General features: G+C 62.1%; 7 protein-coding genes. 5 read left to right on the top strand and 2 right to left on the bottom strand.

The window, feature by feature from the left end:
* Positions 1–154 precede the first annotated feature (154 nt).
* From QMZ05_RS31285 to QMZ05_RS31265, 5 genes are read left to right on the top strand one after another with little or no spacing between them, the layout of a single operon-like run.
* The gene (locus tag QMZ05_RS31285; RefSeq protein WP_353704255.1) at positions 155–1,696 is read left to right on the top strand and encodes a class I SAM-dependent DNA methyltransferase; all 1,542 of its coding nucleotides are present in this window, start codon (positions 155–157) and stop codon (positions 1,694–1,696) included.
* Positions 1,693–2,886 (top strand): restriction endonuclease subunit S, encoded by a 1,194-nt coding sequence (locus tag QMZ05_RS31280; RefSeq protein WP_353704254.1) that lies wholly within the window; start codon positions 1,693–1,695, stop codon positions 2,884–2,886. The genes QMZ05_RS31285 and QMZ05_RS31280 overlap by 4 nt, the downstream gene beginning before the upstream one ends.
* A gap of 2 nt (positions 2,887–2,888) precedes the next feature.
* Complete coding sequence (locus tag QMZ05_RS31275) at positions 2,889–3,167, top strand: BrnT family toxin (RefSeq protein ID WP_353704253.1); 279 nt, start codon at positions 2,889–2,891, stop codon at positions 3,165–3,167.
* Between the two features lie 14 nt (positions 3,168–3,181).
* Positions 3,182–3,382, top strand: coding sequence for a hypothetical protein (locus QMZ05_RS31270; protein ID WP_353704252.1), 201 nt, complete (start codon positions 3,182–3,184; stop codon positions 3,380–3,382).
* Between the two features lie 8 nt (positions 3,383–3,390).
* Positions 3,391–6,804 (top strand): DEAD/DEAH box helicase family protein, encoded by a 3,414-nt coding sequence (locus QMZ05_RS31265; protein ID WP_353704251.1) that lies wholly within the window; start codon positions 3,391–3,393, stop codon positions 6,802–6,804.
* A 670-nt stretch (positions 6,805–7,474) separates the two neighbouring features.
* Here the strand turns inward: QMZ05_RS31265 and QMZ05_RS31260 are convergent.
* Together QMZ05_RS31260 and QMZ05_RS31255 are read right to left on the bottom strand one after the other, a co-directional pair.
* The gene (locus QMZ05_RS31260) at positions 7,475–9,910 is read right to left on the bottom strand and encodes an adenylate/guanylate cyclase domain-containing protein (RefSeq protein WP_353704250.1); all 2,436 of its coding nucleotides are present in this window, start codon (positions 9,908–9,910) and stop codon (positions 7,475–7,477) included.
* 135 nt (positions 9,911–10,045) lie between these two features.
* Positions 10,046–12,100 carry an AsmA family protein gene (locus QMZ05_RS31255; protein ID WP_353704249.1) on the bottom strand — a complete coding sequence of 685 codons (2,055 nt, stop codon included), beginning with the start codon at positions 12,098–12,100 and terminating at the stop codon, positions 10,046–10,048.
* Positions 12,101–12,224 lie beyond the last annotated feature (124 nt).

Here is a 12,224-nt window from a genome sequence, read left to right as displayed (position 1 = left end):
GTGATGGGACCGTGTCCGTGGCCGAGCGGGTTTGCCCACGCCTGCCTGCCACCCGGCGATCCCCAGGCCGAAAGTGGAATACCGTCCAAGACCGCTTCGTCCGGCTCGCGACATTTGCTAATGACTTCCCAGACTTTCTGCGTCGGGGAATGGCATGCTGACTGGGGAACTTCGTTCCAAGATCGACAACGTCTGGAACGCATTTTGGGCAGGCGGTATCGCCAATCCGATCGAGGTGATCGAGCAGATCACCTACCTGCTGTTCATGCGCGGCCTCGACGAGGCGCATACACTCGAGGAGAACAAGGCCACTCGGCTGGGCCGTCCGATGGAGCGGCGCATCTTCCCCGGAGGCAAGGACAAGATCGGGAAGAACGGCGGTCTCCCCTATGAGGAGATGCGCTGGTCGAGGCTGAAGAACCGCGACCCCGCGACCATGTTCGAGATCGTCGCCGATCACGTCTTTCCGTTCCTTCGCAATATGGCGGAAGCCGACACCGCGCACGCCACGCATATGAAGGGCGCGCGCTTCACAATCCCGACGCCGGCTTTGCTCGCCAAGGTCGTCGATCTCCTCGCCGATATCCCCATGGAAGATCGCGACACCAAGGGCGATCTCTACGAATACATGCTGGCGAAGATAGCGACCGCCGGCCAGAACGGACAGTTCCGTACGCCACGCCACATCATCGCGCTGATGGTCGAGATGACAGCGCCAATGCCGAAGGACGTGATCTGCGATCCCGCCTGTGGCACCTGCGGCTTTCTCGTCGCTGCCGGCGAGTACCTGCGCGACAACCATCCAAAGCTGTTCCAGGAAAAAGAGACGCGTGACCATTTCCACGAGGAGATGTTCCACGGCTTCGATTTCGACGGCACGATGCTGCGCATCGGCTCGATGAACATGACGCTGCATGGCGTCGACGATCCCGATATCCGCTATAAGGATTCGCTGTCGCAGGAGCACGCCGGCGACGAGGATCGCTACTCGCTCGTGCTGGCTAATCCGCCGTTTGCGGGCTCGCTCGACTATGAGACGACGGCGAAGGATTTGCTTGCTATCGTCAAGACCAAGAAGACCGAGCTTCTGTTCATGGCGCTGTTCCTGAAGCTATTGAAGACCGGCGGCCGCGCGGCGGTGATCGTGCCCGATGGTGTGCTGTTCGGCTCGTCCACCGCTCATAAGGTGATCCGCAGGATGCTGGTCGAGGATCACAAGCTGGACGGCATCGTCAAGCTGCCCCCCGGTGTCTTCCGGCCCTATGCCGGCGTGTCGACCGCGATCGTGCTGTTCACCAAGACCAACTCGGGAGGCACGGATCATGTCTGGTTCTACGAGTGCCAAGCCGATGGCTTTTCATTAGATGACAAGCGCAACGCGCTGCTGCCTGCGGAGAAGATAGGACCGAGGGCGGAGTTAAGCGATGAGGAGCATGCTAAGAATAACTTGCCCGACATCGCTAAACGTTGGCGCGAACGTGGTGGCGCCGAGCGCAAACGATCGCGGGCGCAGCCGAGCTTTTGTGTGCCTAAGGTTGAGATTGTGGCAGCGGACTATGATCTCTCAATCAACCGCTACAAGGAAGTAGTGCAAAGAGTAGGTGAATATAAGGCTCCGAAGGAGATTGTCGCGGAGTTAAAGGTTCTGCAGATGGAGATCGCCAAAGGGTTGCGCGAATTGGAGGAGATGTTGTGAGCGCCGTTGGGTCGCTTGCCGATATTTTCGAGTTCGTTCGGAATGGCAAAAGCGTTAAGCAAAATAAATCGAGAAATGGGCTTCCAATCACCCGCATTGAAACAATTGCCAACGGTATAGTTGATGGTTCTCGCGTTGGGTACGCGGGCTTGCAAGAGGCTGGCAATGAAAAATGGCTTCTGCAGAAGGGCGATATTCTGTTTAGCCACATCAATAGCGTTGAACACGTAGGGAAGTGCGCCTTGTATGAAGGGTGGCCGGAAAAGCTCATTCACGGAATGAACTTGCTGGCGCTTCGCCCGAACAAGCACGTCGTCGACGCTCGCTACGCTTACAGGGCTATTAGCGACCCTGGGTTCCGTGCCTCACTTCAACAATTCGTCAATAAGGCCGTCAACCAAGCGAGTATTTCTGCAACGAACCTGAAGTCGTTAGAGCTGCCGCTTCCATCACTCGACGAACAGCGTCGCATAGCAGCGATCTTGGACAGGGCGGACGACCTGCGGCGCAAGCACTGGGAGGCCTATCGCCGAGTTGGCGAACTATCGGACGCGTTGTTCATTTCAATGTTCGGCGTCTGCAAACTAGACGCCGCTATGTGGCCAATGTCTAAAGTCTCAAATGTCGGCAGAGTGCAATTGGGGCGCCAACGAGCGCCGAAATATCAAACGGGAAAATTCACGAAGCCGTATGTCAGAGTAGCCAACGTCTACGAAGACAGAATCGATACGACCGACCTTCTATATATGGACTTCAACGATGCTGATTTTAGAGATTACAAACTTGAGCATGGCGATGTTTTGCTAAACGAGGGGCAGAGCACCGAGCTCGTAGGCCGTCCTGCGATGTGGCGCTCGGAGATAGAGGATTGCTGTTTCCAGAATACACTAGTTCGATTCCAGGCGGATCGAGAACGCGTCATGCCAGAATTCGCGCTTGCCCTATTCTTGCGATACTTCCGTGCTGGGGAATTTGCTAAGATTAGTAGTAAAACTTCCAATGTTGCACATTTGGGGGCCAGCCGATTCGGGATGATGCCGTTTCCGCTGCCGCCTCTCGAACTACAAAGGGAGTTTTCTTGCCGCTTGGCTTCGGTGAGCAGTCTGAAAGATCAATATCGAGCCAATGCTATTAGCGGGGACGCTCTCTTCTCCTCCCTCCAACATCGCGCCTTCTCCGGACAGCTCTAACCATGCGCTTCGAGTTCGATTGGGACCCGGCCAAGGCGGAGAGCAATCGACGAAAGCATGGCGTGACCTTTGAAGACGCCATGGGCGTCTTTGCCGATCCCCTGGCGCTGTCGCGGCTGGATGATTACTCTGGCGCGAACGAGGAGCGCTGGGTTACCATAGGTCGAAATCCCGCTAGCAATTTGCTGCTGGTCGTTCATACCTATGTCGAACTGACCGCAGAGCGGGTCGCGATCCGTTTCGGCTCGCTGGCCGACCCGCCGGGAGGCCCGTCAGTATGAGGAAGGGTGATCCGATGAAGGATGAGTACGATTTTTCGGGCGCCGAGCGCGGAAAGTTCTTCCGCAAAGGTGCGCGCCTGGTGCCCCCCGTTCATCTGGAGCCGGAGGTGCTGGATTACTTGACCGCGCGGGCCTCGGCGCGGGGGGTGTCGTTGAGCTCGCTGGTCAATACCCTGCTCAAGAAGGACATCGAGCTGATCGACGCGGGTAAATAGCGGTACCGATGTCCAACTTCGCCTTCCTCGCCGCCGAGTTTCCTGCCGTGCACGAGGCGGCCGTGGAGGCGGAGCGTCAGGCGGCGGTGTCGCCGACCGCGGCGGCATTCTTCGCCGGCAAGACGGTCGAGGTGGCGGTCAAATGGGCGTTCAAGTCGGACCCCAATCTCAAGCTGCCCTATCAGGATAATATATCCGCGCTGCTGCATGAACCGAGCTTTCGTCGCGCCGCGGGCGAGGCGGTGTTCGCAAAAGCGAAGTACATCAACACGCTCCGGAACCGCGCAGTCCACGAGGAGCGGCGGACCAGTGCCGGCGATGCCGCCGGCGCGGTCAAGGAGCTGTTTCACGTCTGCTTCTGGTTTGCGCGCACCTACGCGAAGAACAAGCCTGCGGACAATCTCGCCTTCGATGCATCGGTGCTGTCGCGCCGCGACGAAGCCCTGAAGAAGGCATTCAGCTACATCAAGGCTCAGCAGGCTCAACTCGACGCCAAGAATGGCGAGCTGACCAAGCTGCTCACCGACAAGGAAAACCTCGACGAGCAGTTGAAACGGCTCCGCGCCGAAGTCGCGGCAGCCCGCAAGGCTGCCGAAGCAAAGCCCGATCGTCACGACTACAACGAGGCCGAGACCCGCGACCGCTACATCGATCTCTTGCTGCGCGAAGCTGGTTGGGCGCTCGACAGGCCCGAGGATACCGAATTCCGGGTCGAGGGGATGCCGAACAATGAAGGCGTCGGCTTCGTCGACTATGTGCTGTGGGGTGCCGACGGTAAGCCGCTCGGGCTGGTCGAAGCCAAGCGCACCCGCAAGGATGCGCGCAGCGGTCAGCAGCAAGCCAAGCTCTATGCCGACCGTCTGGAAGCGCGCTACGGCCAGCGGCCGGTGATCTTCTATTCCAACGGCTACGAGCATTGGATCTGGGACGACACGCGCTATCCACCGCGCCAGATCGGCGGCTTCTATAAGCGCGACGAACTGGAGTTTCTGATCCAGCGCCGCGCAAGCCGCAGGCCGCTCGGCGGCGAGGCGATCAATCGCAAGATCGTGGAGCGACCGTATCAGCAGCGCGCGATCCGCGCGGTTGCCAAACATTTCGAGCAGGATGGTGAGCGCAAGGCGCTGCTTGTGATGGCGACCGGTTCGGGCAAGACCCGCACTGTGATCGCGCTGATCGATCTCTTGATGCGTGCGAACTGGATCAAGCGCGTGCTGTTCCTGGCCGATCGGGTTGCGCTGGTCAACCAGGCCGCAGGCGCGTTCAAGGCGCATTTGCCGGATTCCGCGCCGGTCAATCTCGTGACCGACCGCACCAGCGACGGGCGCGTCTTCGTGTCGACCTATCCGACGATGATGAACCTGATCGACGGCAAGCAAGACGGCAAGGTGAAGTTCGGCCCCGGTCATTTCGATCTTATCGTCATCGACGAGGCGCACCGCTCTGTTTATCAGCGCTACGGGGCCATTTTTGACTATTTCGATTCTTTCCTCGTCGGGCTGACCGCGACCCCGAAGTACGAGATCGACAAGAATACGTACTCGTTGTTCGATCTCGAGGATGGCGTGCCCACCGATGCCTATTCGTTGGAGGAAGCGGTAGCCGAGGGGCATTTGGTGCCGCCAAAGGCCATCTCGGTCCCGCTCAAGATCGTGCGCTCCGGGTTGCGCTATGACGAGCTCAGTGCCGAGGAGAAAGACCAGTGGGATATGCTGGAATGGGGCGAGGACGAGGTCCCCGACAGCATTGACGCAGCCGAGGTCAACAAGCGTCTCTTCAACGAAGACACGGTCGATCATGTCATCGCGCATCTGATGCAGAACGGCATCAAGGTCGAGGGTGGCGACCGGCTCGGCAAGACCATCATCTTCGCCAAGAACGAGGCGCATGCGAAATTCATCGAGGAGCGCTTCAATGCTGCCTATTCCGGCTATGCCGGGCACTTTGCCCGAGTCATTACCCATCAGACCGGCGCCTATGCGCAGACCCTGATCGATGAATTCTCCAAGAAGAACGCGGCGCCCCATATCGCGATCTCGGTCGACATGCTCGATACCGGCATTGACGTGCCGGAGGTCGTCAACCTCGTGTTCTTCAAGCAGGTGCGTTCGAAAACGAAATTCTGGCAAATGGTCGGTCGTGGAACGCGGCTGTGTCCGGACCTGTTCGGCCCCGGGCAGGACAAGGAATTCTTCCAAATCTTCGACTATTGCCAGAACGTCGAGTTCTTCGGGGCGAATCCGGAATTGAAGGAAGCGGCCGCAGCAAGATCGCTTTCAGAGCGGTTGTTCGCTGGGCGGATTGATCTCGTGCAGGCGCTCGATGAGAAGCATCACGCGACAAACGGGTTTTCGGCGGGTGAGCAGACCGCTTATGCCGAAGGCGACGAGGCGCCGCCCACTGAACAGGAAATCCGCGAGAGCGCGGCGAAGACGTTGCAAGACGTCATTGGCGGCATGAACGTCGACAGCTTTATCGTCCGCCAGCATCGGCGCGCCGTAGAGAAATATCGTGAGCCGAAGGAATGGGCTTCGATCGATGCCGAGAAGCGCAAGGAGCTGGTTGAGGAGGTCGCGCCGCTGCCGTCCGCCCACATGCTGGGGACTGAAGAAGCTAAGCGGTTCGACCTTCTGATGTTCTCGTTGGAACTTGCATTGCTCAAGGGCTCAAAGCGATTTGATACGCTGCGCAAGCAGCTGCTCGAAATTGCCTCCGCGCTTGAGGACCAGGCCGGCATTCCAATCATCGCCCAGCATGCCGCGCTGATTGAGGAGATCCAGACCGACCAATGGTGGGAGGGCGTCACTGTCCCGCTCCTGGAATTGGTGCGCATTCGGCTACGCGACCTGATCCAGCACATCGAGAAATCCCGCAAAGCGGTTGTCTACTCCGACTTCATCGACGAGATCGGCGACGGTGTTGAGATGACACTACCACAAATCGGTGCAACCGATTTTGTGCGGTTCAAGTTGAAGGCCCGACACTTCCTTCGTGCGCACAAGGATCACCTCGTCCTGCACAAGCTCAGGCAGGGCAGGCCGCTCACACCATCAGATTTGGGCGAACTGGAGAAGATGCTGCTCGATGCCGGTATCGGCGAGCCAGCTGATATCGAGCGGGCGCGCGAGGTTAGCCAGGGCTTCGGCCGCTTCGTTCGCTCGCTTGTCGGCCTCGACCGGGCAGCCGTTAGTGAAGCCTTCGGAGAATTTCTTTCGGCAGGCACTGCGACTGCCGCGCAGATCGAATTCATCAACATGGTGATCGAGCATCTCACGGATCAGGGCGTCATGGATCCGGCTCTGCTGTACGAACACCCGTTCATCGATATCGCGCCAACGGGGCCAGACAAACTTTTCGATGAAGAGAAGGTCACGAAGCTCTTCACGAAAATCCGCGACCTCAACGACAGCGCCGTCGCTTAGCGCTCGCGGCGTCTTCCGAAATTCAGAATTTTTCTTGACATCTCCCCCAACTCACCCGTACAACTTGCCCCATCCCGCCCGACAAGAGGGGCGTATCGCGATCGTCACGAACGTGCGGCGGGATGCGGTGGACGCTGGCGGTGTGTGCGACGACGCGCGCTGATCGGCGGACGGTGAAGTCGTGTGGTCCTGACGCCCTAATGGCAGGTGTCTCTCGAATTGCGCGGTGCGCGTTGCGGAGACGGTGACAACAAAGCCAAGTCTCGCCGGGGAGAGCACGAAGTAAGCCGTAACCCATCGCGCAGGGAAAGCCGGATTGCTCCGGTTACACCTGTGGTCCTACCCCCGAGCTTTCTACCTTTTGCTCGGGGCCCATGGGTGCGATCGGCACCCGGCTTTCCCTGCGCCCTCTTCTGCGAGGGTGGTTGATCGCATGACTCGGGCGCGGGTAGCGTCGCGAGGATGCGGGCGTGCATCTCTCCCTTGGCTGTTTGATAGTTGAATCAGGACGACGCTCTCAATCCGTCACCCTGAGGAGCCTGCGCAGCAGGCGTCTCGAAGGGCGACGGGCACGCCGGGGCCGTGCATCCTTCGAGGCTCGCTCTGCTCGCACCTCAGGATGACGGGATCGATGACGATGCCCGGGACGACGTTGGGGAGGGAGCGTCGGCTATTCCGCCGCCGCCTCCGCGCTCGGCTCGCCCTTCCAGCTCAGGATCTCCGCGGCCAGGATCGGATGATTGAAGCCCTTCACCACGAGGTCGTCGATGGCGCGGCCTTCGACGTAGGGCTCGACCATGCCGTAGACGCGGCGGCTCACCACGATCTGGTTGGGCTTGGCTTCGCCGCACAGGCGGGAGGCGAGGTTGGTGACGCTGCCGATCGCGGCATATTCCAGCCGCTGCTCGAAGCCGACCTGGCCGAGCGTGGCATAGCCGAGCGCAATCCCGATGCCGAAGCCGAGGCTATGGCCGCGGTTGCGCCATTTCTCGGTCAGCGGGCCGACCGTGTCGCGCATCTCGACCGCCATCTTCACGGCGCGCGCGGTGTGGTCGGCGAGCTGGATCGGCGCGTTGAACAGGATCATCACGCCGTCGCCGGCATATTTGTCGAGCGTGCCTTCGTATTTGAAGATCAGCTTGCCGAGCGCCGCGTGATATTCGCGCAGCACGTTCATCGCCTCTTCCGGCTCGGTCGCCTCGGTGAAAGCCGTAAAGCCGCGCAAATCGCAGAACACCACCGTCACCTCGCGGCGGTGGCTCTCGAGCAACCCCTCGGGATTGTCCGACGAGGCGATAAGCTGCGCCACCTGCGGCGCCAGGAAACGCTCGAGCTTGCGGATGCGCTCGATCTCGCCGAGCTGGGTCTCGACCCGTGCCTCCAGCGACTTGTTCCAGTCGGTGAGCTGCTCGGTCTGCTGCTGCAGCCTGTCGGCCTGCTCGCGCACGGTGGAATTGGCCTGTTCCAGCGCGTGGCTCTTCTGGTCCACCTCGGTGAACAGCCGTGCGTTGCGCATCGCGAGCACCGCCTGGTGCGCGAAGGTCTTCATCAGGCCGATCAGGCCCGCCGGGAAATCGCCGGCCGCCTTGCGCAGCACCACCAGCGAGCCGAGCACGCCCTGCTGGTCGACCAGCGGCACGATAAGCACCGAGTGGAAGCCGGCGCCGACCACGACATCGCGCAGCGGATGCTCCGGCTGGTTGGTCAGATCGGGGAACGCCAGCGGCTCGCCCTTCGCGGCGGCCTCGGCGAGCGGGCTGTTATCAGCGTCGATCGCACGATGGTGGCCCTTGGCTTCGCCGTCGATGCCGATCGATTGCGCCAGGTTGAAGCTGCGCTGTGCGGCGTCATAGCCATAGATCAGCACGGCGTCGGCATGGGTGATCTCGAGCGCGCGGGCGGCGACCGTCGGCAGCACGGCGTTGAGGTCGAGCGAGGACGCCACCGCGCGGCCGACCTCCTCCAGCACCTTCAGCTCGTTGATCGACTGCGCGAGGTCGCGGGTGCGCTCCTTCACCTTGGCTTCGAGGTCGGAGTAGGTCTCGGCGAGCTGCCCCGCCATGCTGTTGAATTGCCCGGCGAGCTCTTCCAGCTCGTCCGCGGTCTTCACCTCGATGCGATGGCCGAAGTCGCCGGCGCCAAGCCGCCGCGCGCCGGTGCGCAGCGCGGTGATCGGCACCAGCATGCGCCGCGCCAAAATCGTGCCGGCGATGATCGCGACCACGAGGCCGAGCGCGATCAGGAGCGCGCTGCGCACCAGCTGGTCACGGATCGGTGAGAGCGCCTGCGCGGTCGGCTGTTCATAGAACACGTGCCAGCCGAGGTTCGGCGCCGATGTCGCTGTTGTCAGCACCGCGTTGCCGTCGACATCCTTGCCGGAGGCGATCGGCCTGGCATTGTGCGAGAGCACCGCGGCGACCTGCGGCAGCGCGGCGAGATCCTTGCCGACCTCGGGGCCCTTCGACGAACTCGCCAGCACGCGGCCCTTGGCGTCGACGACATAGGCGAAGGCGGTGCGGCCGACCTGGGAATCGCCGAAATAGTCATTGAGGAAGCGCAGGTCGATCTCGGCGACGGTGACGCCGGCATTGAAGCCGGAATGCTGCTCGCCGATCGACATATAGGGCCGCTCGTCGCGAAAATACGCCGGCGCATAGGCGGTGCCGCGCTCGACCGCCTCGGTGAAGCGCAGGTCGCGAGAGAGATCGGCATTGGAGTTCACCGTGACGGTCTGGCGCGACAGCCGCAGCATCTCGCGACCCTGGCCGTTGATCAGCGTGAGCTGGTTCACCGCCGGCACCTGGCCGAGCAACTGGGCATAGTCGGCGCGGCGCAGCTCGATGGTGTTGGAGGAGGCGCGGGTCACCCAGGAGATCTGGCGCTCGAGATCGGAGATCGACTGCTCGATGTGCTTGGCGGTGGCGTCCGCCTTCTCGCTCATCGCATCGGTCAGCGTGCTCTTGATGCCGCGGTAGCTGATCCAGGTCTCGAGCGCGCCGTTGACCGCGAGTACGAACACGACGAGGCCGACCAGCGCGAGGACGTATTTGGCGAACAGGCCGCCGCGCAGGAACCAGTTCTTGCCCTTGTCCGTAGCCCCGTTCATCCAGCCTCGTCCGTCCCCTCCAATCCGTCGGGTGCGCCACTGTATCTGCCGCAATTTAGCACGGATCGGCAAAGCGAGGCGGCCCCTCGGGCCGCATGGTTAGCCGTGGATATTGGCGGGGGACATCCGGGAATATCAGCGATTGAACAGCTGCCGCAGCACGTCGTTCATCGCGGGATTGTCGTGCTGCTCTGCGCTGTCGGCCGGCGGAGGATTGGGTGGTGGGGCTTGGTTGGCGGCCGGCGGCGCGTTTGCCTCGGGCTGGACGAGGCTGCGGCTCGGGCGGGAGGCGTTGCCTTGATTGAGGGTGGAGAGGCCCTGCTGCAGCAGGTTCCCGATGGTGTCGCCGAGCTGCCCGCCGAGCGGGTTGGTCTCGCCGGCGCCGCCGCCCGGTGTCTGGCCCGTGCCGGGCTGTGCGCCGGTTCCACCGCCCTGCACGCCGTTGAGCAGATTGGTGAGCCCGTTCAGGCCTTGACCGTTCTGCCCGAACAGGCCCTTGCCCATCTCCTTGAGCTTGGCATAGGCGGCCTCTGGATTATCGAGGATGCCCTGCATCTCCGGGTAGATCCGCGGGCTGACCCAAGGGCCCTCGATCATCACGGGAATGCCGAGGCCGACCGGATTGCCGGCGCGGCCCTGTCCTTCGGTGGTCATCACCAGCTGCGGCTCGACGCGGAACCCGATCTGGCGGGTGTTGAGATCGACGGTGCCGACCCCGGTCATCTTCACCAGCGGCCCGATCAGGTTGAGATCGGTGGTCACCGCCTGGCCCTTGTCGACCTTGAACGAGGCCGAGAGCTGGCTGAGATCGGTCGACAGCTCCTGGCTTTGCTGCCAGCCCGACAACGTTCCGGTCGTGAGGTTGCGGATCATCTGCGCGACGTTGAGGCCGAGGATCTTGCCGTCCTGGAGCACGACAAAGGCGGTGCCGCCGAGATTGCCCACGATGGCGCGCTCGCTGTTGCCCTGCGAGGTCAGCGCGATCTTGGCCTGCATCCTGCCGTCGAGCTTGTCGAACTCGGCAAGGTTCTTCAGCACCGGCAGCGCCCGCACGCCGGCAAGGTCGAGCCGCAGCGCGTAGGTTGGATTGGCGGTCCTCACGTCGACGGTGACGTCGCCATTGGCGGTGCCCTCATAGGCGCCGAGATTGGCGAGCTTGCCCTTCAGCACGCCGCTGTCGACCGATGCGTCGATCGCAGCCTGCGCGAAGCGGCCGTCGCCGATCACGAGCTCCGCCGCCGAGATCCGCGCCTGCGCGTCGACATAGTTGAGCCCGCCAAGATCGATCGACGCATTGCTCCAGCTGTTGGTGCCCAGCGGCTGCGCCGCGTCCGGCTGGCCCGGCGGCATCGCAATCGAAATGCGCTGGAAGTCGAGATCGAGCTTCACCAGCGGCTTGTTGCTGGCGAAATCGACCGAAGCCCAGCCGGTGAAGCCGCCATCGCCGAGCGTGCCGGACACGCCGTTGAACATCACAACCGTGCCGTTCAGCCGCGCTTCCGCATTCGCCTTGATCGCCGCCGGCAACAGGCCGGGCGCATCGATGGTGAATTCGGCCGGCACGCTCTGATGCTCGAGCTGCGCCTGCGGCGCGGTCGCGCGGATGTCGAACTTCAGCGGCCTGTCGCCCGTGCGCGCGTCACCGGTGACGATGATCTTGCGGTCGTCGCCGACGGTCGCGTCCAGCCTCAGCGCCTCGATCCGGTTCTCGACCCGGTCGCGCACATTGGAGAACACGACCGTGCCGCCGGTGATGCCGACATGCCGGATCGTGATGCCGCCATTGTCGGAACCGGACGACTTCGCCGGCGGATTGTGGTCGCGGGTGCGTTCACGCTGCAGCGGCAGATTGACCACGGGCTTCTCGATCGCGAGGTCGGTGATCTCGGGCTGGCCCGACCACAGGCTCGCCAGCGTCATCTCGGCTGCGACGCGGCTTGCCGCGAACCGGTTGTCGGCCTCGCGCTCCCGCGGATCCTGCAGCACGACGTCGCTGAGCGTCAGATTGACCGTCGGCCAGAGGCTGACCCTGGCGCCGCCATTGATGGCGAGCTTGTAGCCGGTCTCCCGCTCGACCCGTTCGGTGATAGCAGACGTGAGGAAAGACGACGGGATCCCGACCGCGGCGATCAGGGCGACGATCACGATCACGGCAGCAATGGCGGCCCCGGCGAATTTCAGTGCTCTCATCTCGATATTCCAGGCCGGGCAGACAGGGTTCCGCCGCGCAAAGACACGGCCGGTCGCACGAGATTACCCCGCAAACGGGACCTCGCTCCAATCACCGGAAAAATATTCCGTTACCAGCATGAAC

The organism is Bradyrhizobium sp. INPA03-11B (assembly GCF_040446015.1).
GTDB classification, from domain to species: Bacteria; Pseudomonadota; Alphaproteobacteria; order Rhizobiales; family Xanthobacteraceae; genus Bradyrhizobium; species Bradyrhizobium macuxiense_A.
The sequence above is the reverse complement of the archived record's forward strand: the minus strand, read 5'-3'. Positions and strand labels throughout refer to the sequence as shown.

Bases quoted from the DNA above. Each gene is read 5' to 3' on its own strand.
- QMZ05_RS31285 (WP_353704255.1), top strand. From the start codon at position 155: ATGCTGACTGGGGAACTTCGTTCCAAGATCGACAACGTCTGGAACGCA.
- QMZ05_RS31275 (WP_353704253.1), top strand. From the start codon at position 2,889: ATGCGCTTCGAGTTCGATTGGGACCCGGCCAAGGCGGAGAGCAATCGA.
- QMZ05_RS31270 (WP_353704252.1), top strand. From the start codon at position 3,182: ATGAAGGATGAGTACGATTTTTCGGGCGCCGAGCGCGGAAAGTTCTTC.
- QMZ05_RS31265 (WP_353704251.1), top strand. From the start codon at position 3,391: ATGTCCAACTTCGCCTTCCTCGCCGCCGAGTTTCCTGCCGTGCACGAG.
- QMZ05_RS31260 (WP_353704250.1), bottom strand. From the start codon at position 9,910: ATGAACGGGGCTACGGACAAGGGCAAGAACTGGTTCCTGCGCGGCGGC.
- QMZ05_RS31255 (WP_353704249.1), bottom strand. From the start codon at position 12,100: ATGAGAGCACTGAAATTCGCCGGGGCCGCCATTGCTGCCGTGATCGTG.